The organism is Pectobacterium brasiliense (genome assembly GCF_016950255.1).
Classification (GTDB): Bacteria; Pseudomonadota; Gammaproteobacteria; order Enterobacterales; family Enterobacteriaceae; genus Pectobacterium; species Pectobacterium brasiliense.
In genome coordinates, this window is the sequence record NZ_JACGFN010000001.1 from 3038933 (window position 1) to 3063532 (window position 24600).

25 protein-coding genes are annotated in these 24600 nt (G+C 52.2%); 24 read left to right on the forward strand and 1 reads right to left on the reverse strand.

Going from position 1 to position 24600, the window contains the following annotated elements; translation table 11 throughout:
- Positions 1-19: 19 nt before the first annotated feature.
- The 8 genes from atpB (at position 20) to H4F65_RS13520 (ending at position 6530) form a co-directional block, all read left to right on the forward strand.
- Positions 20-820, forward strand: coding sequence for a F0F1 ATP synthase subunit A (atpB, locus tag H4F65_RS13485; protein ID WP_010681467.1), 801 nt, complete (start codon positions 20-22; stop codon positions 818-820).
- A gap of 49 nt (positions 821-869) precedes the next feature.
- Complete coding sequence (atpE, locus tag H4F65_RS13490; RefSeq protein ID WP_005976545.1) at positions 870-1109, forward strand: F0F1 ATP synthase subunit C; 240 nt, start codon at positions 870-872, stop codon at positions 1107-1109.
- 63 nt (positions 1110-1172) lie between these two features.
- Positions 1173-1643: a F0F1 ATP synthase subunit B gene (gene atpF / locus H4F65_RS13495; RefSeq protein WP_010681466.1), complete on the forward strand. Its 471-nt coding sequence runs from the start codon at positions 1173-1175 to the stop codon at positions 1641-1643.
- 14 nt (positions 1644-1657) lie between these two features.
- Positions 1658-2191 carry a F0F1 ATP synthase subunit delta gene (gene atpH / locus H4F65_RS13500; protein ID WP_010681465.1) on the forward strand — a complete coding sequence of 178 codons (534 nt, stop codon included), beginning with the start codon at positions 1658-1660 and terminating at the stop codon, positions 2189-2191.
- Between the two features lie 12 nt (positions 2192-2203).
- On the forward strand, positions 2204-3745 hold the full coding sequence (gene atpA / locus H4F65_RS13505) for a F0F1 ATP synthase subunit alpha (RefSeq protein ID WP_005976551.1): 1542 nt from the start codon (positions 2204-2206) through the stop codon (positions 3743-3745).
- Between the two features lie 52 nt (positions 3746-3797).
- Positions 3798-4661, forward strand: coding sequence for a F0F1 ATP synthase subunit gamma (atpG, locus tag H4F65_RS13510; RefSeq protein ID WP_010681464.1), 864 nt, complete (start codon positions 3798-3800; stop codon positions 4659-4661).
- 47 nt (positions 4662-4708) lie between these two features.
- Positions 4709-6091, forward strand: a complete 1383-nt coding sequence (gene atpD, locus H4F65_RS13515; protein ID WP_010681463.1) for a F0F1 ATP synthase subunit beta — start codon at positions 4709-4711, stop codon at positions 6089-6091.
- Between the two features lie 19 nt (positions 6092-6110).
- A complete protein-coding gene (locus H4F65_RS13520; RefSeq protein ID WP_010300077.1) occupies positions 6111-6530 on the forward strand; it encodes a F0F1 ATP synthase subunit epsilon in 420 nt (139 codons plus the stop codon).
- Between the two features lie 284 nt (positions 6531-6814).
- Here the strand turns inward: H4F65_RS13520 and pelX are convergent, their stop codons facing one another.
- Positions 6815-9049 carry a pectate disaccharide-lyase PelX gene (gene pelX / locus H4F65_RS13525; protein ID WP_010681462.1) on the reverse strand — a complete coding sequence of 745 codons (2235 nt, stop codon included), beginning with the start codon at positions 9047-9049 and terminating at the stop codon, positions 6815-6817.
- A 324-nt stretch (positions 9050-9373) separates the two neighbouring features.
- Between pelX and glmU the strand changes: the two genes are divergently transcribed.
- The 16 genes from glmU to H4F65_RS13605 all read left to right on the forward strand — a co-directional run bounded on the left by glmU (position 9374) and on the right by H4F65_RS13605 (position 24599).
- The gene (gene glmU / locus H4F65_RS13530; protein ID WP_010681461.1) at positions 9374-10744 is read left to right on the forward strand and encodes a bifunctional UDP-N-acetylglucosamine diphosphorylase/glucosamine-1-phosphate N-acetyltransferase GlmU; all 1371 of its coding nucleotides are present in this window, start codon (positions 9374-9376) and stop codon (positions 10742-10744) included.
- Between the two features lie 189 nt (positions 10745-10933).
- A complete protein-coding gene (gene glmS / locus H4F65_RS13535; RefSeq protein ID WP_010681460.1) occupies positions 10934-12766 on the forward strand; it encodes a glutamine--fructose-6-phosphate transaminase (isomerizing) in 1833 nt (610 codons plus the stop codon).
- A 266-nt stretch (positions 12767-13032) separates the two neighbouring features.
- A complete protein-coding gene (locus H4F65_RS13540) occupies positions 13033-13419 on the forward strand; it encodes a hypothetical protein (RefSeq protein WP_010681459.1) in 387 nt (128 codons plus the stop codon).
- Between the two features lie 89 nt (positions 13420-13508).
- Positions 13509-14576 (forward strand): methyltransferase, encoded by a 1068-nt coding sequence (locus H4F65_RS13545; protein WP_010681458.1) that lies wholly within the window; start codon positions 13509-13511, stop codon positions 14574-14576.
- 53 nt (positions 14577-14629) lie between these two features.
- Positions 14630-15358: a beta-ketoacyl synthase chain length factor gene (locus H4F65_RS13550; protein WP_010681457.1), complete on the forward strand. Its 729-nt coding sequence runs from the start codon at positions 14630-14632 to the stop codon at positions 15356-15358.
- A complete protein-coding gene (locus tag H4F65_RS13555) occupies positions 15351-16142 on the forward strand; it encodes a lysophospholipid acyltransferase family protein (RefSeq protein ID WP_010681456.1) in 792 nt (263 codons plus the stop codon). Before H4F65_RS13550 ends, H4F65_RS13555 begins: the two co-directional genes overlap by 8 nt.
- A gap of 19 nt (positions 16143-16161) precedes the next feature.
- Positions 16162-16428 carry a phosphopantetheine-binding protein gene (locus tag H4F65_RS13560; protein WP_010681455.1) on the forward strand — a complete coding sequence of 89 codons (267 nt, stop codon included), beginning with the start codon at positions 16162-16164 and terminating at the stop codon, positions 16426-16428.
- Positions 16429-16451: 23 nt separating this feature from the next.
- Entirely contained in the window at positions 16452-16700 is a 249-nt protein-coding gene (locus H4F65_RS13565) for an acyl carrier protein (protein WP_010681454.1), read from the forward strand.
- 15 nt (positions 16701-16715) lie between these two features.
- A complete protein-coding gene (locus H4F65_RS13570; protein ID WP_010681453.1) occupies positions 16716-17276 on the forward strand; it encodes a COG4648 family protein in 561 nt (186 codons plus the stop codon).
- Positions 17273-18628: an AMP-binding protein gene (locus tag H4F65_RS13575; protein WP_010681452.1), complete on the forward strand. Its 1356-nt coding sequence runs from the start codon at positions 17273-17275 to the stop codon at positions 18626-18628. Before H4F65_RS13570 ends, H4F65_RS13575 begins: the two co-directional genes overlap by 4 nt.
- On the forward strand, positions 18615-19004 hold the full coding sequence (locus H4F65_RS13580) for an ApeI family dehydratase (protein ID WP_010681451.1): 390 nt from the start codon (positions 18615-18617) through the stop codon (positions 19002-19004). Before H4F65_RS13575 ends, H4F65_RS13580 begins: the two co-directional genes overlap by 14 nt.
- Positions 18995-20707, forward strand: coding sequence for a glycosyltransferase family 2 protein (locus H4F65_RS13585; protein WP_010681450.1), 1713 nt, complete (start codon positions 18995-18997; stop codon positions 20705-20707). The genes H4F65_RS13580 and H4F65_RS13585 overlap by 10 nt, the downstream gene beginning before the upstream one ends.
- Before the next feature lie 2 nt (positions 20708-20709).
- Positions 20710-21132, forward strand: coding sequence for an acyl-CoA thioesterase (locus H4F65_RS13590; RefSeq protein ID WP_010681449.1), 423 nt, complete (start codon positions 20710-20712; stop codon positions 21130-21132).
- Entirely contained in the window at positions 21129-21734 is a 606-nt protein-coding gene (locus tag H4F65_RS13595) for a LolA family protein (protein WP_010681448.1), read from the forward strand. Before H4F65_RS13590 ends, H4F65_RS13595 begins: the two co-directional genes overlap by 4 nt.
- On the forward strand, positions 21706-24027 hold the full coding sequence (locus H4F65_RS13600; protein ID WP_010681447.1) for an MMPL family transporter: 2322 nt from the start codon (positions 21706-21708) through the stop codon (positions 24025-24027). The genes H4F65_RS13595 and H4F65_RS13600 overlap by 29 nt, the downstream gene beginning before the upstream one ends.
- A complete protein-coding gene (locus H4F65_RS13605) occupies positions 24024-24599 on the forward strand; it encodes a DUF3261 domain-containing protein (RefSeq protein ID WP_010681446.1) in 576 nt (191 codons plus the stop codon). Before H4F65_RS13600 ends, H4F65_RS13605 begins: the two co-directional genes overlap by 4 nt.
- The last annotated feature ends 1 nt before the right edge of the window (position 24600 follow it).

Below are 24600 nucleotides of genomic sequence, written 5' to 3' on the forward strand. Positions count from 1 at the left end.
CAAAAGGGTAAGAGACATCATGGCTGCTGGAGAAATCTCTACTCCGCAAGAGTATATCGGTCACCACTTGCAGCATTTGCAGGTCGGGACGGGTTTTTGGGCGATCAACGTCGATTCGATGTTTTTCTCCATCGCTCTTGGGGTCCTCTTTCTGGTTATCTTTCACCGCGTAGCGAAACGTGCGACCAGCGGTGTGCCAGGTAAGCTGCAAACGGCTGTCGAGCTGATTATCGGTTTCGTTGATGGCACCGTGCGCGATATGTTCCATGGCAAAAGCAAACTGATTGCTCCTCTGGCGCTGACCATTTTCGTCTGGGTTTTCCTGATGAACCTGATGGACCTGCTGCCTATCGATCTGTTGCCGCAAGCCTGGGCGGGCATTTACAGCCTGCTGGGATACGATCCGGCGCATGCTTATCTGCGTGCTGTGCCGACGGCAGACGTGAACATCACGCTGTCGATGGCGCTTGGGGTGTTTATTCTGGTTCTGTTCTACAGCATCAAAATGAAGGGTCTCGGTGGTTTTGTTAAAGAACTGACCATGCAGCCGTTCAACCATCCAGTATTTATTCCTATCAACCTGATTCTTGAAGGTGTCAGCCTGCTGTCCAAACCTATTTCTTTAGGCTTGCGACTGTTTGGCAATATGTATGCGGGTGAGTTGATCTTCATCCTGATTGCCGGTCTGTTGCCGTGGTGGTCACAATGGCTGTTAAATGTGCCTTGGGCTATTTTCCACATTTTGATTATTACGCTTCAGGCTTTTATTTTCATGGTTCTGACGGTTGTTTATCTCTCGATGGCATCTGAAGAGCATTGATTTTCTTTCAACAAATAACGTTTTTAACTGAAACAAACTGGAGACTGTCATGGAAAACCTGAGTGTGGATCTGCTGTACATGGCTGCCGCGTTAATGATGGGTTTGGCGGCAATCGGTGCTGCGATCGGTATCGGCATTCTGGGTGGTAAATTCTTGGAAGGTGCTGCTCGTCAGCCTGACCTGATTCCTTTACTGCGTACACAGTTCTTTATCGTCATGGGTCTGGTTGACGCCATCCCGATGATCGCTGTTGGTCTGGGGCTGTATGTGATGTTTGCGGTGGCCTAAGCAGAATGTTTTCTGCTGAGGTTAAAACATCAACTTATTTAACTTTGAAAGAGGCATTGTGCTGTGAATATTAATGCAACAATCCTCGGCCAGGCCATTGCGTTCGTCCTGTTTGTCTGGTTCTGCATGAAGTATGTATGGCCGCCGATGATGGCAGCCATCGAGAAACGTCAAAAAGAAATTGCTGACGGTCTGGCTTCTGCTGAACGTGCCAAAAAAGATTTGAACTTGGCTCAGGCCAATGCGACAGATCAACTGAAGAAAGCCAAAGCGGATGCTCAGGTTATCATCGAGCAGGCGAACAAACGCCGTGCTCAGATCCTGGATGAGGCGAAAGCTGAAGCGGAAGCTGAACGTAACAAGATTGTGGCGCAGGCGCAGGCTGAAATCGAAGCCGAACGTAAACGTGCTCGTGAAGAGCTGCGTAAGCAAGTTGCCGTATTGGCGATTGCCGGTGCCGAGAAAATTATTGAACGTTCCGTGGATGAAGCTGCTAACAGCGACATCGTTGATAAACTGGTCGCTGAACTGTAAGGAGGGAGGGGCTGATGTCTGAATTTGTCACGGTAGCTCGCCCCTACGCCAAAGCAGCTTTTGACTTTGCGGTTGAGAATCAGGCCTTGGATCGCTGGCAGAACATGCTGGCATTTTCGGCCGAAGTAGCGCGCAATGAGCAGATTGCCGAGTTGCTTTCTGGTGCGGTTGCACCGATTGAGCTGGCGAAAACATTTATTGCCGTTTGTGGTGATCAACTTGATGAAGCCGGTCAGAACCTGATTAAGGTGATGGCCGAGAACGGACGTTTACCGGTGCTTCCTGAAGTACTGGAACAATTTATTCAACTGCGGGCAGCACTGGAATCGACGGTTGACGTCGATGTGATTTCTGCCAGCACGTTGAGTGAGCAGCAGCTGTCGAAGATCGCTGCCGCTATGGAAAAACGTCTGTCACGCAAAGTGAAGCTGAATTGCAAAATTGATAAGTCTGTCATGGCCGGCGTGGTTATCCGCGCGGGCGATATGGTGATAGATGGCAGCATTCGCGGTCGTCTGGAACGTCTGGCAGACGTCTTGCAGTCTTAAGGGGACTGGAGCATGCAACTGAATTCCACCGAAATCAGCGAACTGATCAAGCAGCGCATTGCTCAGTTCAATGTGGTGAGCGAAGCTCACAATGAAGGTACTATTGTTTCCGTCAGCGACGGAATCATCCGCGTCCACGGTCTGGCAGACGTGATGCAGGGAGAGATGATCTCTCTGCCGGGTAACCGTTATGCGATCGCATTGAACCTGGAGCGCGACTCTGTTGGTGCGGTAGTTATGGGGCCGTATGCGGATCTGGCCGAAGGCATGAAAGTCAAATGCACCGGCCGTATTCTTGAAGTTCCAGTTGGTCGCGGCCTGCTGGGTCGTGTGGTCAACACGCTGGGCGCACCGATTGACGGCAAAGGCGCACTGGATCACGACGGTTTCTCTGCGGTTGAAGCGATTGCGCCTGGCGTTATCGAACGTCAGTCCGTTGATGAGCCGGTACAAACGGGCTATAAGTCCGTTGACGCCATGATTCCAATCGGTCGTGGTCAGCGTGAGCTGATTATCGGTGACCGTCAGACGGGTAAAACCGCACTGGCCATCGACGCCATCATCAACCAGCGTGATTCCGGCATCAAATGTGTGTACGTCGCTATCGGCCAGAAAGCTTCCACGATTTCTAACGTGGTACGTAAACTGGAAGAGCACGGCGCACTGGAAAACACCATTGTTGTTGTTGCTACCGCGTCTGAATCTGCTGCTCTGCAATATCTGGCACCGTATGCCGGCTGTGCGATGGGCGAGTACTTCCGTGACCGCGGTGAAGATGCGCTGATTATTTATGATGACCTGTCTAAACAGGCCGTTGCTTATCGTCAGATTTCTCTGCTGCTCCGTCGTCCGCCAGGTCGTGAAGCTTATCCTGGTGACGTTTTCTATCTCCACTCCCGTTTGCTGGAGCGTGCATCGCGTGTTAACGCCGATTACGTTGAAGCATTCACCAAGGGTGAAGTGAAAGGGAAAACCGGTTCGTTGACCGCTCTGCCGATCATCGAAACGCAAGCGGGTGACGTTTCTGCGTTCGTTCCGACCAACGTAATTTCTATTACCGATGGTCAGATCTTCCTGGAATCCAACTTGTTTAACGCCGGTATTCGTCCTGCGGTTAACCCAGGGATCTCCGTATCCCGTGTGGGTGGTGCAGCACAGACCAAGATCATGAAGAAACTGTCCGGTGGTATTCGTACCGCACTGGCACAGTACCGTGAACTGGCAGCATTCTCTCAGTTTGCTTCCGATCTTGATGATGCAACCCGTAAGCAGTTGAGCCACGGTCAGAAAGTGACCGAGCTGTTGAAGCAGAAACAGTATGCGCCGATGTCTGTCGCACAGCAGTCTCTGGTTCTGTTTGCGGCGGAACGTGGTTATCTGGAAGATGTTGAGCTGTCGAAAGTCGGTAGCTTTGAAGCGGCTCTGTTGGCTTACGCTGACCGTGAGCATGGCGAACTTCTGCAACAAATCGACCAGACTGGCGCTTATAACGATGAGATCGAGGGCAAGTTTAAAGGCATCCTCGATACTTTTAAGGCAACCCAGTCCTGGTAACGCCCGGTGGCCTGCTGTAAAGCAGGCCGCAAGGCTTTGAGGAGAAGCAAAGATGGCCGGCGCAAAAGAGATACGTAGTAAGATCGCAAGCGTCCAAAATACGCAGAAGATCACCAAAGCAATGGAAATGGTCGCCGCTTCCAAAATGCGTAAATCGCAGGATCGTATGGCGGCCAGCCGTCCTTATGCGGAAACCATACGCAATGTGATTGGTCACCTTGCGTTAGGAAATCTGGAATATAAACACCCGTACCTGGAAGAACGCGACGTTAAGCGCGTTGGGTATCTGGTGGTGTCTACTGACCGTGGCCTGTGCGGTGGTTTGAACATTAACCTGTTCAAGAAACTGCTGGCTGATATGAAATCCTGGAGCGACAAAGGCGTTGAAACTGATTTAGCGCTGATTGGTTCCAAAGCGGTCTCTTTCTTCGGTTCGGTAGGCGGAAACATTGTTGCTCAGGTTACCGGTATGGGGGATAACCCTTCCGTATCAGAATTGATCGGCCCGGTTAAAGTTATGCTGCAAGCCTACGACGAAGGTCGTTTAGACAAGCTGTATATCGTCAGCAACAAGTTTATTAATACCATGTCTCAGGAACCGCTTGTTGTTCAAGTGTTACCGTTACCGCCTTCGGATGACAGTGAGTTGAAGAAGAAAGCCTGGGATTACCTGTATGAACCCGATCCTAAGTCGCTGCTGGATACCCTGCTGCGCCGTTATGTGGAATCTCAGGTTTATCAGGGCGTCGTAGAAAATCTGGCTAGTGAGCAGGCCGCGCGAATGGTTGCGATGAAAGCCGCGACTGATAACGGCGGTAGCCTGATCAAAGAGCTGCAGTTGGTATACAACAAAGCTCGTCAGGCCAGCATCACCCAGGAACTCACCGAAATCGTCGGGGGAGCCTCCGCGGTTTAAAGCAGGTTTACGAATTACGTATTGTCGAATTACGTAGAGGATTCAAGATGGCTACTGGAAAGATTATCCAGGTAATCGGCGCCGTGGTGGACGTCGAGTTCCCGCAAGATGCCGTACCGAAGGTGTACGATGCGCTTGAGGTAGAGAACGGCGCTGAAAAACTGGTGCTGGAAGTGCAGCAGCAGTTGGGCGGCGGCATTGTTCGTTGTATCGCAATGGGTTCTTCTGACGGCCTGCGTCGCGGGTTGAACGTGAATAACCTGGACCACCCGATCGAAGTACCGGTAGGTAAAGCAACGCTGGGTCGTATCATGAACGTGTTGGGTGATCCCATCGACATGAAAGGCGACATCGGCGAAGAAGAGCGTTGGGCTATCCACCGTTCAGCTCCGAGCTATGAAGAGCTGTCAAACTCACAGGAACTGCTGGAAACCGGCATCAAGGTTATCGACCTGATGTGTCCGTTTGCCAAGGGCGGTAAAGTGGGTCTGTTCGGTGGTGCGGGCGTAGGTAAAACCGTAAACATGATGGAGCTGATCCGTAACATCGCGATCGAGCACTCCGGTTACTCCGTGTTTGCAGGCGTAGGTGAGCGTACCCGTGAAGGTAACGACTTCTACCACGAAATGACCGACTCCAACGTAATCGATAAAGTATCACTGGTGTATGGCCAGATGAACGAGCCGCCGGGTAACCGTCTGCGCGTAGCATTGACCGGTCTGACCATGGCGGAAAAATTCCGTGATGAAGGCCGTGACGTACTGCTGTTCGTCGATAACATCTACCGTTATACCCTGGCCGGTACGGAAGTATCCGCACTGCTGGGTCGTATGCCTTCTGCGGTAGGTTATCAGCCGACGCTGGCGGAAGAGATGGGCGTTCTGCAAGAACGTATCACCTCAACCAAAACCGGTTCTATCACCTCCGTTCAGGCCGTTTACGTTCCTGCGGATGACTTGACTGACCCGTCACCAGCCACCACCTTTGCTCACTTGGATGCAACCGTGGTACTGAGCCGTCAGATCGCTTCTCTGGGTATCTACCCGGCCGTTGACCCGCTGGACTCCACCAGCCGTCAGTTGGATCCGCTGGTTGTTGGTCAGGAACACTATGATGTTGCTCGTGGCGTGCAGTCTATTCTGCAACGTTACCAGGAACTGAAAGACATCATCGCGATTCTGGGTATGGACGAGCTGTCTGAAGAAGACAAGCTGGTGGTATCCCGTGCGCGTAAGATTCAGCGCTTCCTGTCTCAGCCGTTCTTCGTAGCGGAAGTATTTACCGGTTCTCCGGGCAAATACGTTTCCCTGAAAGACACCATCCGTGGCTTTAAAGGGATTATGGAAGGCGAATACGACCACCTGCCAGAGCAGGCGTTCTACATGGTTGGTTCCATTGACGAAGTCGTGGAAAAAGCCAAGAAACTGTAACGCCTTGTAGGAGGGTGACATGGCTATGACTTACCATCTGGATGTCGTGAGTGCAGAACAGCAAATGTTCTCCGGTCTGGTGCAGAAGATCCAGGTAACGGGGAGCGAAGGCGAACTGGGTATTTATCCGGGACATGCCCCTCTGCTCACTGCCATTAAGCCGGGTATGATTCGTATCGTTAAGCAGCACGGTGAGGAAGAGTATATTTATCTTTCTGGCGGCGTCCTTGAGGTGCAGCCGAATATTGTCACCGTACTGTCTGATACCGCTATCCGCGGGCAGGATCTGGATGAAGCACGTGCGCTGGAAGCAAAACGCAAAGCCGAAGATCATATCCGCAATTCGCATGGCGATGTGGATTATGCTCAGGCTTCCGCAGAGTTGACTAAAGCGATTGCGAAGCTGCGTGTTATCGAGCTGACCAGAAAAGCGATGTAACAGATAAGCTTGCAATAATTGAAGGCCAGTCAGTTCACACTGACTGGCCTTTTTGCATTTAAGCCTATGTTACATATAAAAATGCCTGCTTTCGCAGGCGTTTTTGGTATGACAAAGTGCGTCGAGCGATAGTAACGGATAGATCGTAAAGACGCTGTGAATACGTCCATGTACGCTCGGCTTGCGCCATCCATGGCGCAAACGCTTTACTCTTCTATTCCGTTACTACCGTTTCCGTTCGGTAAATGGGTTTCCCACCACCTTAATTGGGATACTTGAAGCCCTTATTTTTTCTTCAGGAAGTCGCCAAGTACCAGATTGCCTTTGGCATCACGCGTAAACGTCTCTGGGATGGCTACTGAAACGAAATTATTTACGGTGATTTCCTTACCTTGCGCGTTAACCGAACGGTCGCCTTTGATGAAGTAGTTGGTGTTATCGATATTGCCGACAACTGCATCATCATATTTACCCGCTTTGGTTTTCAGCGAAACGTTGTTCTTGAACACGCCCTGTTTTTCCGGGCCAGAGTAAGGGCTTGGGCGGAAAATGAAGTTAAAGCGTTCGTTATCTAACGCGATGTTGTTTTCAACGATCAAGGCACCAGGGTTGAAGTTGTCAGTGAAACCATCAAGTTTGTTACCCACAGCAATGCTGTTTTTAACCTGATGCGCCACCGGCTGACCTTCACCACCCATTTTGAAACCGTTGCTGGTGTTGTTCATGGCAATTGAATTCTCGATCACCACAACGCCGTTTGCGCCGTCTTCAATTTTGTTAAACAGGTCGAAGCCGTCATCAATGTTGTTGTGTGAGAATGCGCCGCGAATCATGTTGCCTTCACCCACACGCATTTTCACCGCGAAACCATCAGCGTTAATTTTGCCTGGGTCCTGATTGCTGTGAGATTCTGAATTCAGGATCAGGTTGTGGCTGGCCCACAGTGGTCTACCCACATCGGCCGTCGAAGTTACCTGAATTCCGGTATCGTCAGCGTGGTGCGCCAGAACGCGTTCGATGGTGTTGTAACTCCCCTCGATACGGAACGGTTTCTCGGTGATTTCAATCCCTTTAACATGCCAATGGCTCGCTTTCAGCTGTAGGCCATGAATCACAGCTTTATTGCCGACAGCAAACAGGTTCTTGACGGTTTTTTGCTGGCCGCTGGCGCTGACAGGGATTTCAGTTGCGCTGTAATCACCATCGTTGAGCCAGATTGTGCCACCAGCTGGCAGAGCGGCGACGGCGCTGGCTAAATCGATCGGTGCATTTTTACTGCCGTCATTGCTGGCTGCACCCTGTGGCGAAACATACAGATTTTTAGCGTCTGCGTAGGCCACTCTTTCAACCTTGAACGTGCTCTCTTTTACTGCTTTATCATCGCCTTCTGTAGGTTGGTAGGCTACCTTGAATTCAGCGCCATTACCGGCAATTTTCGCTGGCAGAGATAAGGTTTCTCCCGCTTTTACCTGCTTCGCTTCACCCAGAGGTTGACCGTTTTGCGACACCGCGATCGTGCCAGCGTAATTGCCTCTGGCCTGAACCACATAGTGTTCGCTGGTGGTTTTAGGTGATGACATCACCTGGAGCAAAGGATCATAAGCTTTGGCTTTAAACTCCGGTGACGCTTTGGTTTGCGCTGGTGTGGTAGTCAACTGTGCATTGCTGACGGTGATTTTGGCGTTACGGGAAGCAAAGAAACCGACGTAGTAGTGGTCTTTATCCAGCTTGGTGACGACGTCCGCGCCTTTGACTTCTTTTGATACCCAGTTATCCGTGCCTTTCGGCGCATAAGAGGTAATAAAGCCGTCGTTGGTACGTTCCAGTTTCAGACGGAACGTCGGCGTTTGCTCCAGATTCACATTTTCCTGGTAGCTGGTCTTGGTAATTTTCGCACCGGCATTGCCCCACGGCTGTGTGACGCCATTACGCAAAATAGCCTGCAATTTGATTTCGGTATGAGACTTCTTATCCTGCGTCATGATGGCATTCATCACCATGTTGGATGCCGCAGGGAACTCCTCATACCCTTCTTTCAGCGGTTCCTGACGCGGCACGCCAATAATATCGCGCACCAGAATCCCCGCCCCTTCCTGAGCCGCTGGCTTGGCTCCGTTTTCTGGCCCAAACTGTTCCACGGTAATATCAGACTGAAGCGTAAAATTCACATTCGCAGGCAGCTGCGTATAGAAGAACGTCAGCCCGTCATGGGTGTTGGCAATCTTGCCGCCACGACTTTCGATCGTGATAGGTGCGGACAAATCAGCGTTATCCCCCGGTGCTAATTTCTTGCCGTTAATGGTGACGTCATTAACGCCAATTTTTTCCGGCAGAACATTAGATGAAAAGTTTACGTCTGTTGATTGACCAAAGGCGATGCCGTGCCAGACAGGGGTTGATTCTGTCGCGGCGTGTGTACTAAAACTAAAAAGTAATGCATTCGTCAACGCGACGGCTGCGAGGCGTGAAGAACGGTGTTTCCGTAATGAATCACATTTTGGTGAAGAACAACGTTTCATTGTATCTCCTTCGTTATTGAATTATTCGCCCGCGTATATTGCTATAAATGAAACGCTGTTTCTTTTGTGTGTGTCACAAATGGAAATACTTAAAAACAAAGTCTGTTTTTTATGAAACCCTGTGTCATTTCTGTTTGGGTTGAGAGTATGGTGCTTGTATCTTCTTCTCGTGAACATTCGTCGTTTTGAGCGAGATTTTCAGAAAAAACTCACCAAAAAGTATCCGCGTTACGCTGTAGTTTCGGTAAACTCTGGTTATTCATGCCGTAACAGGCTGGCCATTTTATTCTTGCGGAGCGGTGGCTCCGTACTTTCAGGATGCTTATGTCAAATAGTGCGATGAGTGTGGTGATCCTTGCTGCGGGTAAAGGAACCCGTATGTATTCCGACCTTCCCAAGGTGCTGCATAAACTGGCGGGTAAGCCGATGGTTCAGCACGTTATTGATGCTGCCATGACGACAGGCGCACAGCACGTTCATCTGGTCTATGGCCACGGCGGCGATTTGCTAAAACGTGAATTGGCCGATCCGGCGTTGAACTGGGTATTGCAGGCGGAACAGCTGGGAACCGGGCATGCGATGCAGCAAGCCGCGCCCCATTTTGCCGATGATGAAGATATCTTGATGTTGTATGGCGATGTGCCGCTAATTTCATCGCAAACGCTGGGGCGTTTACGTGAGGCTAAGCCGCAGGGCGGTATAGGTTTATTGACGGTGAAGCTGGACGATCCGACGGGCTATGGACGAATTGTGCGTGAAAACGGAGCCGTAGTCGGGATCGTCGAGCACAAAGATGCCAGCGAAGAACAGCGCCAGATTAATGAGATTAATACCGGCATTCTGATTGCGAACGGCAAGGATCTGAAGCGTTGGTTAAGCCAGTTGAATAACAACAACGCGCAGGGCGAGTTTTACATCACCGATATTATTGCGATGGCAGCGGAAGAAGGTCAGCGTGTTGAAGCGGTTCATCCTGAGCGACTGAGTGAGGTTGAAGGCGTCAATAACCGTCTGCAACTGTCGGCACTGGAGCGCGTTTATCAGCGTGAACAGGCGGATAAGTTGCTGCTGGCCGGTGTGATGCTGCTCGATCCGGCACGATTTGATCTGCGTGGCGAGCTGGCTCATGGTCGTGACGTGGTGATTGATATCAATGTTGTCGTGGAAGGCAATGTTAAGCTAGGCAACCGGGTGAAAATCGGTGCTGGCTGCGTGATCAAAAACTGCATCATTGGCGATGACTGTGAGATCAGCCCTTATTCCGTGTTGGAAGATGCCGTACTCGAAGCAGAGTGTACCGTTGGCCCATTTGCCCGCCTGCGTCCAGGCTCGGAACTGGCTGAGGGCGCGCATGTCGGCAACTTTGTCGAATTGAAAAAAGCGCGTTTAGGTAAAGGTTCAAAAGCGGGTCACCTTAGCTATTTGGGTGATGCGGATATCGGTTCCGGTGTTAATATTGGCGCGGGAACGATCACCTGTAATTATGACGGCGCAAATAAATACAAAACGATTATTGGTGACGATGTATTTGTCGGTTCGGATAGCCAACTGGTAGCACCCGTTAGCGTAGCCAGCGGTGCGACTATCGGCGCGGGAACGACGGTTACGCGCGATGTGGCAGAGAATGAGCTGGTGGTCGGTCGCGTGAAGCAACGGCATATTTCCGGCTGGCAGCGTCCGGTGAAAAAGAAATAGTCGTTGAGTCTTATACCTCCGCTTATGGCGGAGGTTGTTTTGTCCTGTGTTTTAGTCTCCCAGAGCACAGAACAAAACATAATAATCCCCAACTCTCTACAAGGCTCGGGGAACCCGGAAAAACCGGAACAATCAGGTCTAAGACATCCCAAGTGACACAATATGTCACTTTTATAGGAATACACATCGATGTGTGGAATTGTAGGCGCAGTCGCGCAACGTGATATTGCAGAAATTTTGTTGGAAGGTTTACGCCGTCTTGAGTACCGCGGCTATGACTCTGCGGGCCTGGCGGTTGTTGACAGTGAAGGAAATGTCGCCCGTTTGCGCCGTCTGGGGAAAGTGCAGGTGCTGTCTCAGGCAGCCGAAGAGCATGAACTGCACGGCGGTACTGGCATCGCCCATACCCGTTGGGCAACGCACGGCGAACCTTCTGAAGAGAACGCACACCCGCATGTTTCTGAACATATCACTATCGTTCATAACGGCATTATCGAAAACCATGAGCCGCTGCGTGAACTGATGATCGGTCGCGGCTATCGCTTTGTTTCTGAAACCGATACCGAAGTGGTTGCCCATCTGGTCCATTTTGAACAGCAGCAGAACGGCGGGACGCTGGTTGACGTCGTCAAGCGAGTGATCCCACAGCTGCGCGGTGCGTATGGCATGGTGGTGTTAGATAACCGCGACCCAAGCGTATTGGTTGCCGCTCGTTCTGGTAGCCCGCTGGTAATTGGTCGCGGTGTCGGAGAGAACTTCATTGCCTCCGATCAGCTAGCGCTGCTGCCTGTGACGCGCCGCTTCATGTTCCTGGAAGAAGGCGATATTGCGGAAATTACCCGCCGTGATGTGCGCGTGTTTGATAAATCCGGCCAGCTTGCCGTACGCGAAGAAATTGAATCAAAAGTGAATTACGATGCTGGTGATAAAGGCGCGTATCGTCACTACATGCAGAAAGAGATCTACGAACAGCCGATGGCGATTAAGAACACCCTTGAAGGGCGTTTCAGCCACGGCGAGATCAATCTGTCTGAATTAGGCCCGAAAGCGGATGAGCTGCTGGCTAAGGTTGAACACGTTCAGATTATTGCCTGCGGTACGTCCTACAACTCCGGTATGGTTTCCCGTTACTGGTTTGAAGCACTAGCTGGTATTCCGTGCGATGTGGAAATCGCCTCTGAATTCCGCTACCGCAAACCTGCCGTGCGTAAGAACAGCCTGATGATTACCCTGTCTCAGTCCGGTGAAACAGCGGATACGTTGGCAGCGTTGCGCTTGTCTAAAGAACTGGGCTATCTGGGGTCGCTGGCTATCTGTAACGTGGCGGGTTCCTCGCTGGTGCGTGAATCCGATCTGGCGCTGATGACCAAAGCGGGCGTAGAGATTGGCGTGGCCTCGACTAAAGCCTTCACCACTCAGCTTACCGTTCTGCTGATGCTGGTGGCGCGTGTTGGTCGCCTGCGCGGTATGGATGCGCAGATTGAGCATGACATCGTTCATGGTTTGCAGGCGCTGCCAGCGCGTATTGAGCAAATGCTGTCTCAGGACAAGCTCATCGAATCTCTGGCGGAAGGTTTCTCTGACAAGCACCATGCGCTGTTCCTCGGCCGTGGCGATCAGTACCCGATCGCGATGGAAGGTGCGCTGAAGTTGAAAGAGATCTCTTACATCCACGCGGAAGCCTATGCGGCAGGTGAGCTGAAACACGGCCCGCTGGCGCTGATCGATGCGGATATGCCGGTTGTGGTGGTGGCACCGAACAACGAACTGTTGGAAAAATTGAAATCCAACATTGAAGAAGTGCGGGCACGCGGCGGTGAGCTGTATGTCTTCGCTGACGAAGATGCCGGTTTCACCAGCAGCGAAAATATGAAGATTATTCCACTGCCGCATATCGAAGAAGTGATTGCGCCAATCTTCTATACGGTGCCGTTGCAGCTGCTGTCTTATCACGTCGCGCTGATTAAAGGCACCGATGTCGATCAGCCACGTAACCTGGCGAAATCCGTTACGGTAGAGTAACTCTCCGGTATTTTATGGGTTATTACTGTCCGCCTTATATTGCAAAGCATAAGGCGGATTTTTTATATCCATTTTTTAATTGTGATTATTGTTCTGCTTCACAGTCCAGCGAACTATTTGATAAAAACCTGAATCTCTAAATCATGTTTCTTTTGTCAAGTTATCTTTGTTTTGTGTAAAATAGTTTTAATGATGCATTAATTTTACACCTTGCATCAGCAACGTGTTTTTTGGCAGTACTGTATTTCTCTATGGATAGGAACTTTATGAAAAAGCAGCTTATTTTTTCGGGATTGGTCTGTGTTTTAGCGTTGGCTGGTTGTGCTCGTACAGCGCCAGTTGCCAACGTTACGAAACCTATTGCGGTACAAGTGACAACCGATCAGGTAAAAATCGCCATCCTTCAGGCTGGTTTGGAGCGTAAGTGGGTAATGACACCCGTTTCTCCAGGGGTGATTAATGGTCATCTTAGCCAGCGTGACCATGTTGCTGATATCCGCATTACCTATTCACAGACAAGCTATTCTATTAATTACGTCGACAGTAAAAACCTCAAAGCAAAAAATGGTGAAATCCATAACAGTTATAACCGTTGGATAAGTAACCTCGATCGTGATATTCAGTTAAAACTCGCCAGCCAACAGATTAAATAATTTTAATAGTCGGATATCTTCATTGCTATCCGACTCTATTTTTCATTGTTCTTTCTGATCGTTTTTGTCCGACCTCAAGGGAAAATTCAGTGTATTACGGATATGACAAAGATAATGTCAGCGCGCTGGATGCTATTACCGAAGCGCAACGAATTGCGTTTGCTCCCATGCTATTTCAGGCCGCTATCAATCTGCGTAATCACGGTATTTTAGATTTTCTGGATAAGCGTGGTCATCAGGGAGCAAATCTTGATGACATTGTTGCCACTACCTCATTAAATCGTTACGCCGTTGAACTACTGCTCGATGTTGGGCTGAGTGGCCGCATTATCATTCAGAAAGAGGAAACCTACGCGCTGGCTAAAATTGGTCATTATCTGCTCCATGACCGCATGACGCGCGTCAACATGGATTTTACACAGGATGTTTGTTATCAGGGGATGTTTTACCTTGATGAGGCGTTGTCAAAAAATGAACCTTCTGGATTAAAAGTCTTTGGTGAATGGCCGACAATATATCCAGCGTTAAGCCAGCTCCCGCCTCAGGCAAAGTCGAGTTGGTTTGCATTCGATCATTTCTATTCCGATGCCGCATTTGAGGCTGTCTTGCCGCATGTATTCCAGCTCAAGCCAAAAAATCTCTACGATGTTGGCGGGAATACCGGTAAATGGGCGATGCGCTGCTATGACTACGATCGTGATGTGAACATGACGATTTTGGATTTGCCGGAGCAAATTGCGCTGGCGACAGAAAATATTGCAGAAGCAGGGAAATCTGATCGTATTCAGGGCTGTGCAGTTGATATGCTCTCCGATTGCCCATTGCCAGGTGAAGCGGATATATGGTGGATGAGCCAGTTCCTCGACTGTTTCAGCGAAGAACACATCGTGGCTATCCTGTGTAAAATCGCTGGTGTGATGAAGCCGGATGCCAGAGTCTGTATTTTGGAGATTTTTTGGGATCGTCAGCGGTGGGAGGCGGGCGCTTTTAGCCTGAATGTCTCTTCGCTCTACTTTACCTGTCTTGCTAATGGTACTAGCCGTTTCTATGCGGCCAAACGATTTTTACCCTTATTAGATCAGGCCGGATTTATCGTTGAAAATCAAATCGACAATATTGGCGTTGGTCACACGCTGCTGATCTGTAAAAAGCGATAATAAATAGCGGACGTAAACGGGAAATTGCAGCGATATAGCTGGAAGAAGGCAGTATGAGATTAGCATTTTCAATCATTGATTGGCAGGCCAGCGCGCCGGGCCTCAGCAGCGCGGACGATTGGCTGAATTGGTCGCGGGTGTCCGCTGCGATCAACGCCGAGCAACCTTTGGATAAATGTCGACATTTACCGATGATGATGGCTCGTCGCCTTAATCAAGGGAGCCGTTTGGCGGTCGATAGCGGGTTAGCGTTACTGCGTCGCCAGTCGGTGGATGCCATTGTCTTCACCTCGCGCCACGGCGAGCTGGAACGCAACCTGAGTATCCTGAAGGCGCTGTCAGAAAATGAGAATATTTCTCCTACTGATTTTGCGATGTCGGTACACAATGCGGCAGTAGGAAGCCTGACTATTACGGCGAAAGCCCCGCTGGTTTCTACGTCGATTGCCGCAGGGATGGATTCTTTCCAGCAAGGCCTTATTGAAGCGAAGGCGTTACAGGCTGCGGGATACCGCAATATTCTATTGGTTGATTTTGATGGCGCGATCCCTGATTTCTACCACCCACATGTTTCGGCAGAGATGCCTCGTTACCCCTACGCCGTCGCCCTATTGTTAGGGGATGGTGATGACATGGTGTGTGAATCGCGACCTCAGACGCAATCTCACAGCAGCGATTCACCACAAAGCCTGTTGTTCTTGCAGGATTTTCTTGCTGATAAGCCGAGTTTTTCCCTACCAGGTGAACGCGTTGACTGGGCGTGGGAGAGAAAGGATGTCTGAGTCATCGCTGGTGCTTCGTTCTTCTGCTCGTCTGAATCGTTTGTGGCGATTAATGATGACCAGCGTGTGTTTTGCCATGTTTGGCGTTGGCGGTTTACTGCTTTCTCTGGTGTGGTTCAATGTGTTGTTACTGATTCAGCGTGATACTACTCGCCGCCGCCAACTGGCTCGTCGCAGCATTTCCGCCAGCTTCCGATTTTTTTTATGCAGTGCCCGCAGATTAGGGGTGCTGGATTACCGCATTGACGGTATCGAAACCTTACAGCGCGATCGCAGCTGTTTGATTGTCGCCAATCACCCGACGTTAATTGACTATGTTTTGCTGGCATCCGTCATGCCAGATGCCGACTGTCTGGTTAAGGCTGATTTACAGAAAAACCTGTTTTTCCGCGGCGTCATTCGTGCTGCGGATTACCTGCTTAACAGCCAGTCTGATGCGCTATTGCCGGACTGTCAGCGACGGCTTGATAACGGTGATGCGATCATTATTTTTCCTGAAGGCACACGTACGCGTTATGGCGAACCCCTGGTTCTGCAACGCGGTGCCGCAAATATTGCGGTGCGTTGCGGATGTGATTTACGGGTTGTACATATTCGCTGTAGTCAAAAAACATTGGGAAAACAAAGTCGCTGGTATCACATTCCGTCTGAAAAACCGTGTTTCACAGTGAGCGTACGTGAACGCATTAATAACGACACTTTTATGGCGCCTGAAGAGGCGCGATCCTTGGCGGCTCGCCGTTTGAATCGCCTTTTGCAGCAATCTTTAACACCAGAAAGCTGATCACCATTTGGAAATACGTATGGAAAATCTGTTTGTTGAAATCAAAGAGATGATTATCGACTCTCTTAATCTTGAAGATATCAGCGTTGATGAAATAGAAACGGACGCCCCGCTTTTTGGCGAAGGCCTGGGTCTGGATTCTATCGATGCGCTTGAGCTGGGATTAGCGGTAAAAAACCGTTATGGCGTCGTGCTTTCTGCGGAAAGTGAAGAGGTACGCCAACACTTCTTTTCCGTTGCAACCCTTGCAGCTTTTATCAACACTCAGCGCGCCGTGAGTGCCTGATAGTAAAATAAAATGAGTTGATGATGGATAAAAACGAAATTTATCAGGAAATTACAGGCTTACTGGTCAAGCTGTTTGAACTGGATGCTGATGATATCAAACCTGAATCCCGCCTCTATGAAGATCTTGAGCTAGATAGCATTGATGCGGTGGATATGGTGGTTCACCTGCAAAAACGCATCGGGCGAAAAATATCGCCGGAAATTTTTAAATCTGTGCGTACCGTGCAGGACGTGGTTGATGCGGTAGAAAGCCTGCTCCGTGAAGGTTGATGAGTTCGCCAAGTGATGCGTGTGCTGATAAGTAGTCTGAACATCTTAATGACGCTCGCCTGGCCTTTTCTGGCCTGGTTTAGCATCACACACCCTGAGCATCGCTGGCTACTCGCGGTATTGGCGCTGATGTTTGTTCTTCGTTTCGCTACGTTGCGTGATGCAAACAATGCATTTAAAGGGACGGCGCTATGGCTGGCTGCGGCTGGGGTTGCGCTTTCCGTTGCCAGTTTATTACTGCGCGATGGCGGTTGGCTGCTGTGGTATCCCGTTGCGGTAAATAGCGTCATGTTGATGCTGTTTGGTGGCTCGCTCTATAGCGGCATGCCGCTTGTTGAGCGCCTTGCCCGCCTTCGGGAACCGGAACTCCCTGCTCAGGCTATTTCCTATACGCGTCGCGTGACGAAAGTCTGGTGTTGGTTCTTTATTTTTAACGGCAGTATCGCCGTGCTGACCTGTCTTGTCGGCAATCTTCATTGGTGGACGTTATGGAACGGCGTGATCAGCTATGTGCTTATGGGGTTGTTGATGGGGGGAGAGTGGTTGATACGCCAGCGTCTGAGGAAGCGCGTATGAACGGGTCGACTGTCCGCGCCGTCAAGGACTGGCTGGCGGGACATGATTCCCCTCAGCGCATTGTTGCCAGTAATGGTGCCAGTACGTTCACGCTGGGGTCGTTGAAAGCACAGGTAGTTGCACTTTGTCAGCAGCTAAGCCTGCGACATGAGACGCGCTGGGCGCTGTGTTTTGAAGACAGCTACCGCTTCACTATCGGGCTTTTGGCTGCTCTGCATGCGGGAAAAACCCCGGTCATCCCCGGCCACTGTCGCCAATCCGTATTAGAAGAACAGGCGGATGAGTTTGACGGAGTGTTGACTGATGTGTCCCTGCATCTGGATTGTCCGGTGTTTGCTCTGACGGCAGAGATGGAGAGCGTCGCGGATGACGTGCTGCCCACCATACCGGATGATGCCTGCGTTGTGTTATTCACGTCAGGTTCCACCGGCAAGCCTCGTCAGATTGTTAAACCGGTACGCTGTCTGGATGAAGAGTCACGTTGGCTGGCGGATCGCTGGGGCTCACGTTTACAAGGCTGCGATGTGATCGCTTCCGTTACCCACCAGCACTTATATGGCCTGACGTTTCGTGTCTGGCTGCCGATGGCGCTGGGGCTGCGCTTTGACAGCCGCCAACTGCTTTATACCGAACAGCTTACTTCACAACATCGCCAGCGGCGTTACGTGTTTATCAGTAGTCCGGCATTCCTACGTCGCATCGATCGTGCGCTCCCAGCTCTTTCGTGTTCGTTGATCGTTTCTGCGGGGGGAACCTTGCCCTGGCTGCATGCTGAGGCGGCAGCAGCGTGGTTTAGGCAGCCGATCAATGAGATATACGGCAGTACAGAAACGGGCGTTTTAGCATGGCGCTCGCGTGAGACGGATACCGTGCCGTGGCAGCTGTTCCCCGGCGTGTCACTGCGGCGCGATGAACAAGATAATTGGTGGGCGCAGTCGGCGCTGATTCCACATGCTCTGGGGCACAAGCTGGATGATCGACTGGCGTTTGATGACGCGGGGCATTTTCAGCTGTGTGGTCGACATGACCGCGTAGTGAAGATCGAAGATAAACGTATTTCGTTAAGTGAGATAGAACGGCGTTTACTCGATCTGCCCGACATTGCTGATGTGGTTGCGCTCCAGGTGACGCGCCCGGAGCGGAGCGGCATTGGCGTGGTGCTGGTGTTGACTACTCCCGATAAGGCCGATGACTTACCGAATTTGAAACGCCAATGGCGGCATGAATTGCAAAAATGGCTGGAGCCGTTAGCGATGCCGCGTTTCTGGCGCATCGTCGACGTTATTCCCCACAACAGCCAGAGTAAACGTGCCTGGCCGCAGATACAGGAATTGTTTCATGTTGCCCGTTGAGCTTGCCCGGCACGATGTAAAAAAGACGGATGAAACGTCTCAGGTTGAATTGATGCTACAGGCTGAGCCTGAACTGTTCTGGTTCAAGGGACACTTTACGGGTCAGCCGTTGTTGCCGGGCGTGGCACAGCTGGATTGGGTCATGCATTACGCAACGACGGTGCTGGCGCAAGGATGGACGTTTTTGTCCATCGAGAACATTAAATTCCAGCAGCCGATTTTGCCCGGCAAAACCCTGCGTCTGGTGCTGACCTGGAATGCCGGAAAGCAACAGCTGACTTTTAGCTACACCATTCTGGATGGCGAGACTGAGCGCACGGCCAGCAGCGGGAAAATAAAGCTCACGCCGATGAGGGAAGCTAGCTCATGTCAGTAAATGGCGCATTCTCGCCCTGCGTGGTGATCCCTTGTTATAACCACGGTGCCATGATGGCATCGGTGCTGGCGCGTTTGGCACCGTTAGCGCTGCCCGTTTTTATTGTTGATGATGGAAGCGATGCGGCAACGCAACACGTTCTCACGCAGCTGGCCGCGGAAAATGACGGTGTGACGCTGATTCGGTTGGCGCACAACAGCGGTAAAGGTGCGGCGGTGATTCGTGGTCTCGAAGCCGCAGCGCAGGCTGGCTTTAGCCATGCTTTACAGGTTGATGCCGACGGGCAGCATCAGATTGAGGATGCACCGCTTTTGTTAGATGAGGCTAAAACGCACCCGCATTGTCTGATTTCCGGGCGACCGCGTTACGATGCCTCTGTACCGAAATCACGCCTTTACGGGCGCTATGTCACCCATGTTTGGGTCTGGATTGAAACGCTATCCCTCTCCATCAAGGACAGCATGTGCGGCTTCCGTGTCTATCCGGTTGCTGCCACGGTCTCGCTTCTCTCCCGAAAGTCTCTCGGTCGCCGTATGGATTTTGATACGGAAATTATGGTGCGTCTGTATTGGGCGGGAACGCCCAGCCGCTTTATTGAAACGGCGGTGACGTATCCAGAAAACGGCCTGTCTCATTTTGATGCGCTGCACGATAACCTGCGAATTTCCTGGATGCATACCCGCCTGTTTTTCGGCATGCTTCCGCGCATTCCCGTGCTGCTAATGCGGCAACGTCAGCAACACTGGGCTGGCGTGTCTGAACGCAAAGGGCTGCTCGGTATGCGGTTCATGCTGGCGGTCTATCAGCGGTTAGGTCGCGGGGTATTTACGCTGTTTCTCTGGCCTGTGATTGCGTTTTACTGGCTGACGGGCCGTACCGCGCGTCAGGCGTCTCAGTCATGGCTACGGCAAGTCGGGGATTATGCGCGTCAGCACGGTATTCCGCTGCCTAAACCGCTTAACAGCTATCACCATTTTCTCCGTTTTGGTCAGGCGATGCTGGATAAAATCGCCAGCTGGCGTGGCGATCTACACTGGGGCCGCGATATTGATTTTGCCCCCGGCGCGCGCGAAACCATTGAACACAGCAGACAAAAAGGGCAGCTGATTCTGGCTTCACACCTCGGTGATATTGAGGTGTGCCGGGCGCTTGCGCAGAAGGTGAGCGGGCTGGTGATAAACGCGCTGGTGTTTACTGAAAACTCCCAGCGTTTTAAGCAGGTGCTGGAAGAGATTGCCCCGCAGGCCGGTGTGAACCTGATCCCCGTCAGCGACATCGGGCCGGATACCGCCATCATGCTGCAAGAAAAGCTGGATGCCGGTGAATGGGTGGCGATTGTCGGCGATCGCACGGCGGTCAATCGTCAGCGCGGCGGTGTGCGACGTGTGGTGTGGAGCCCGTTTTTGGGAAAAGAAGCGCCTTTTCCCCAAGGGCCTTTTATTCTGGCGGCGGCGCTGCGTTGCCCCGTACTGCTGATGTTTGTCATTCGCGAGCAGAAAAAGCTGCGCGTCTACTGTGAATCCTTTGCTGAGAGCATTGCGTTACCGCGTCCAACCCGACAGCAGGCCTTACAGCAGGTCGTCGATCGCTACGCCGAACGGCTGGCGCACTATGCGCTGAAATCCCCGCTCGACTGGTTTAATTTTTTTGATTTCTGGAGCCTGCCTGATGATGACGGCCAGGCTGCTGGGAAAAAGGAGTAAGGGTGCTAAACGATTCTCGCTTAAGCCATGAAGTTGAACTAACGGTGTCTTTCCATGACTGCGACCCGATGGGCGTGGTGTGGCATGGTAACTATTTTCGTTTTTTCGAAGTGGCGCGTGAGGCGCTGCTGAGCAAATTTAACTATGGCTATCGCGAAATGCAGGCCTCTGGCTATGTGTGGCCTGTGGTCGATACGCGGGTGAAATACCGTGCGGCGCTGACTTACGAGCAGCGTATACGCATTCGCGCCACTATCGAGGAAGTCGAGAATCGTTTGCGCATCGCCTACCAGATTTTCGATGCCGAAAGCGGCCAACGTGCCACGACTGGCTATACGATTCAGGTCGCGGTACAGGAAGGATGTCGCGAGCTGAGTTTTGTTTCCCCTCCTATTTTGTTTGAGCGCCTTGGAGTGACACCATGATACGACTGATTGTCGCGGTTCTTGTGCTGTTGAGCGGTGTGGCGCAGGCCGTTACGCTGGATGATTTACAACAGCGGTTCAGTAGCCAGCCTGTTGTGCGGGCTGATTTCACCCAACTGCGTGAAATAAAAGGCATGGCAAAGCCGCTGAAATCCGGCGGACAACTGCTGATCGCGCAGGACAAAGGGCTGTGGTGGCATCAGGCCACGCCGTTTCCGTTGACGATGGTGTTGGATGAAACGCGTATGGTTCAGGTAATGAACGGGCAAGCGCCGCAGATTGTTACGGCGGAAAGCAATCCGCAGATGTTTCAGTTTAACCACCTGTTACGCGCCTTGTTTCAGGCCGATCGCCTCGTATTAGAGCAGAATTTTTCCATCGATTTTACCGATCTCGGTAAGCAGCAATGGAGACTGGTGCTGACGCCTAAAACGTCGCCGCTAGATAAACTGTTCAACACGATTACGCTGAACGGCGGTGAGTTTCTTGACGGCATTGCGCTGGATGACCGCCAAGGCGATATGACCAGAATTACGCTGAGCAATCAGCGGATCGAACCCCGGATGTTGAGCGATGATGAGCAACAGCGTTTCGTTTTCTGACGGCATTCGTCGCGCGGCGCGGGTTTGGATTGGCTGCTGTGTCGCGTTGATTGCCGCGCTGGCGCTGCTGTTGCCGAAGGCACAGATCAACAGTAGCGTATTGGCGCTGTTGCCCAAGCAGTCGATGGGCGCACTTCCTCCTGAGCTACAGCAAGGCTTTATGCAGCGCCTCGATCGGCAGATGGTGTGGATGGTGACGCCGAGTGTGCAGGCGGGGCCCGAAGTAGCGGACTGGTGGCTCAAGCATCTGCGTGCGCTTCCCGATCTACAGCAGGTTAATGGCCCGATTGATGCCGAACAGCAGCAGCGATGGGGGAAATTCGTTTTTGAACATCGCAATGGTCTGGTCGATCCCGTCACGCGTGCGCGGCTGGAGAATGGCGGCGCGGCGCAGGCCGACTGGGTGCTGGCACAGCTTTATTCCGCGTTTGCCGGCGTGAGCGGCAAGGAGTTAAATCACGACCCTTTGATGCTGGTGCGCGGATCGCAACTGGCGTTGCAGCAAAATGCCAGCCAGTTGGGGCTGTCTCAAGGCTGGTTAACGGCAAAAGATACGCAAGGCCGCACCTGGTATTTCCTGCACGGTGAGCTTAGCACTGGCTCATTTGACATGGCGCGTAACCAGCAGTTGGTTGATAAACTCGGTGTCCTTGAGCGCGATCTCAAGGCTGCATTCCCTGATGCCGAGGTGCTCACTCGTGGGACGGTACTGTTCAGCAACTACGCCAGCCAACAGGCCAGGCAGGACGTCTCTACTCTCGGCGTCGCCACCGTGGCGGGCGTTCTGCTGCTGATCTTCTTTGTGTTTCGTTCACCGCGCCCGCTGTTGCTATGTGGATTATCGGTGGGCATTGGCGCGCTGGCAGGCACGGTCTTTACCCTGCTGCTGTTCGGTGAACTGCATTTGATGACGCTGGTGATGAGCATCAGCATTGTCGGGATCTCCGCGGATTATACGCTCTATTATTTGACCGAACGGATGGTGCACGGCGGCCATGTCTCGGCGCTGGAAAGCCTGAAAAAGGTGCTGCCTGCGCTTTTGCTCGCGCTGGGTACGGCGGTGGTGGCCTACTTGATCATGGCGCTGGCTCCGTTCCCCGGTCTACAGCAACTGGCGGTGTTCGCCGCAACCGGGCTGACAGCTTCCTGTCTGACCGTGGTGTGCTGGTATCCTTTTCTGGTTAAGGGGCTTCCTGTAAGGCCCGTTCCCGCGATGGTGCTAATGGGACGCTGGCTGGCCGCGTGGCGGCGTCAGCGTGCCGTGCGTTTGGGGATCCCACTGGCGCTGCTGGTGCTTTCTGTCGTGGGGCTGCTGCGACTGGAGGTCAATGATGATATCTCCCAGCTACAGGCGCTGCCGCAGGATTTGATGCAACAAGAGCGGCAGTTGACGGCATTAACGGGGCAGAGCGCCGATCAAACCTGGTTCGTGGTCTACGGCGACAGCGCAGAAGAGACACTGCTGCGTCTGGAACAGCTCTCACCTAAACTGCGTGACGCGCAGCAACAGGCGTGGCTAAAGCAGTACCGGCTGCTGCCGCTTTCTTCTCAGGCTCAGCAACAGCGCGATAGTCAGCTTATTGCATCGGCCGCGCCTGCGGTTATCGAGCGGCTTAAAGACACGGGCGTTGATGTGGTCATGCCGGATGTGCGACCGATGCCGGTCACGCCGGAGCGCTGGCTCGATAGCCCGATCAGTGAAGGGTGGCGGCTACTATGGCTGACGTTATCCAATGGGAAAAGCGGTGTTCTGGTTCCGGTCAGCGGCGTGAGCGATAGCGCTGCGCTGGGACAGATGGCTAAAACGCTGCCGGGCGTGGAGTGGATCGACAGAAAAGGGACATTCGATGCCCTGTTCGGTTTCTATCGCGCCATGCTGGGATGGTTGCTGGGGGCTGCGCTGGTCGTGATTGCGCTGAGCTACGTGATCCGTCTTGGGCTGCGTCGTGGCATCATCAATGTGGTGCCGTCGGTGCTGTCGCTAGGCGGCGGACTGGCGGTGCTGGCGTTGAGCGGTCATTCGCTGAACCTGTTCTCATTGCTGGCGCTGGTTCTGGTGCTGGGGATCGGCATCAATTACACGCTGTTTTTCAGCAACCCACGCGGTACGCCGATGACTTCGCTGCTGGCAGTGACGCTGGCGATGTGCGTCGCCATGCTGACGCTGGGTATGCTGGTTTTCAGCAGCACTCAGGCCATTAGCAGCTTCGGAATTGTGCTTTGTAGCGGTATTTTTATCGCCTTCTTGCTGGCGCCTCTGGCGTTGCCTGATTCAAAAGGGAAACGAAAATGACATTATTGCGACGTGGGCTTCTGCTTATTGGCGTGCTGCTGCTCAGCAGCTGTGCCAGCAAACAGCATGATGATAGTCGCCCACAGGCGTGGCTCAAGCCGGGTGTGAAAGTCACGCTACCCGCTCCCGCTATTACGCCATCGGTCAACGAGCAGCAACTGCTGACGGGAACCTTTGACGGTAAGCAGCAATCGCTGCTGGTGATGTTGAGTGCCGATGATAAGCAGCTTTCACTGGTCGGACTTTCCTCTATCGGTATTCGTCTGTTTAAGGTCACCTATGATGCGCAGGGTGTGCATACGGAACAGTCCATCGTCCTGCCGCAGTTGCCACCAGCCAGTCAGGTACTGGCGGATATTATGCTGAGCCATTGGCCGATTGCCGTGTGGCAGACGCAGCTGCCAGCCGGTTGGACGCTGAAAGATAGCGATGACAAGAGACAGCTGCGTGACGATCGCGGCACGCTGATTACAGAAATTCGCTATATGACGCGGAATAACCAGCGCGTGCCGATGAGCGTTCAGCAATTTGTCTTTGGTTATCACATCGTGATTCAACATCTGGATAGCTAGC

What these genes read in the sequence shown, in the direction of transcription:
- atpB (WP_010681467.1), top strand. Translation starts at nt 20, where the DNA reads ATGGCTGCTGGAGAAATCTCTACTCCGCAAGAGTATATCGGTCACCAC.
- atpE (WP_005976545.1), top strand. Translation starts at nt 870, where the DNA reads ATGGAAAACCTGAGTGTGGATCTGCTGTACATGGCTGCCGCGTTAATG.
- atpH (WP_010681465.1), top strand. Translation starts at nt 1,658, where the DNA reads ATGTCTGAATTTGTCACGGTAGCTCGCCCCTACGCCAAAGCAGCTTTT.
- atpA (WP_005976551.1), top strand. Translation starts at nt 2,204, where the DNA reads ATGCAACTGAATTCCACCGAAATCAGCGAACTGATCAAGCAGCGCATT.
- atpG (WP_010681464.1), top strand. Translation starts at nt 3,798, where the DNA reads ATGGCCGGCGCAAAAGAGATACGTAGTAAGATCGCAAGCGTCCAAAAT.
- atpD (WP_010681463.1), top strand. Translation starts at nt 4,709, where the DNA reads ATGGCTACTGGAAAGATTATCCAGGTAATCGGCGCCGTGGTGGACGTC.
- H4F65_RS13520 (WP_010300077.1), top strand. Translation starts at nt 6,111, where the DNA reads ATGGCTATGACTTACCATCTGGATGTCGTGAGTGCAGAACAGCAAATG.
- pelX (WP_010681462.1), bottom strand. Translation starts at nt 9,049, where the DNA reads ATGAAACGTTGTTCTTCACCAAAATGTGATTCATTACGGAAACACCGT.
- glmU (WP_010681461.1), top strand. Translation starts at nt 9,374, where the DNA reads ATGTCAAATAGTGCGATGAGTGTGGTGATCCTTGCTGCGGGTAAAGGA.
- glmS (WP_010681460.1), top strand. Translation starts at nt 10,934, where the DNA reads ATGTGTGGAATTGTAGGCGCAGTCGCGCAACGTGATATTGCAGAAATT.
- H4F65_RS13540 (WP_010681459.1), top strand. Translation starts at nt 13,033, where the DNA reads ATGAAAAAGCAGCTTATTTTTTCGGGATTGGTCTGTGTTTTAGCGTTG.
- H4F65_RS13550 (WP_010681457.1), top strand. Translation starts at nt 14,630, where the DNA reads ATGAGATTAGCATTTTCAATCATTGATTGGCAGGCCAGCGCGCCGGGC.
- H4F65_RS13555 (WP_010681456.1), top strand. Translation starts at nt 15,351, where the DNA reads ATGTCTGAGTCATCGCTGGTGCTTCGTTCTTCTGCTCGTCTGAATCGT.
- H4F65_RS13560 (WP_010681455.1), top strand. Translation starts at nt 16,162, where the DNA reads ATGGAAAATCTGTTTGTTGAAATCAAAGAGATGATTATCGACTCTCTT.
- H4F65_RS13565 (WP_010681454.1), top strand. Translation starts at nt 16,452, where the DNA reads ATGGATAAAAACGAAATTTATCAGGAAATTACAGGCTTACTGGTCAAG.
- H4F65_RS13570 (WP_010681453.1), top strand. Translation starts at nt 16,716, where the DNA reads ATGCGTGTGCTGATAAGTAGTCTGAACATCTTAATGACGCTCGCCTGG.
- H4F65_RS13575 (WP_010681452.1), top strand. Translation starts at nt 17,273, where the DNA reads ATGAACGGGTCGACTGTCCGCGCCGTCAAGGACTGGCTGGCGGGACAT.
- H4F65_RS13580 (WP_010681451.1), top strand. Translation starts at nt 18,615, where the DNA reads ATGTTGCCCGTTGAGCTTGCCCGGCACGATGTAAAAAAGACGGATGAA.
- H4F65_RS13585 (WP_010681450.1), top strand. Translation starts at nt 18,995, where the DNA reads ATGTCAGTAAATGGCGCATTCTCGCCCTGCGTGGTGATCCCTTGTTAT.
- H4F65_RS13595 (WP_010681448.1), top strand. Translation starts at nt 21,129, where the DNA reads ATGATACGACTGATTGTCGCGGTTCTTGTGCTGTTGAGCGGTGTGGCG.
- H4F65_RS13600 (WP_010681447.1), top strand. Translation starts at nt 21,706, where the DNA reads ATGATGAGCAACAGCGTTTCGTTTTCTGACGGCATTCGTCGCGCGGCG.
- H4F65_RS13605 (WP_010681446.1), top strand. Translation starts at nt 24,024, where the DNA reads ATGACATTATTGCGACGTGGGCTTCTGCTTATTGGCGTGCTGCTGCTC.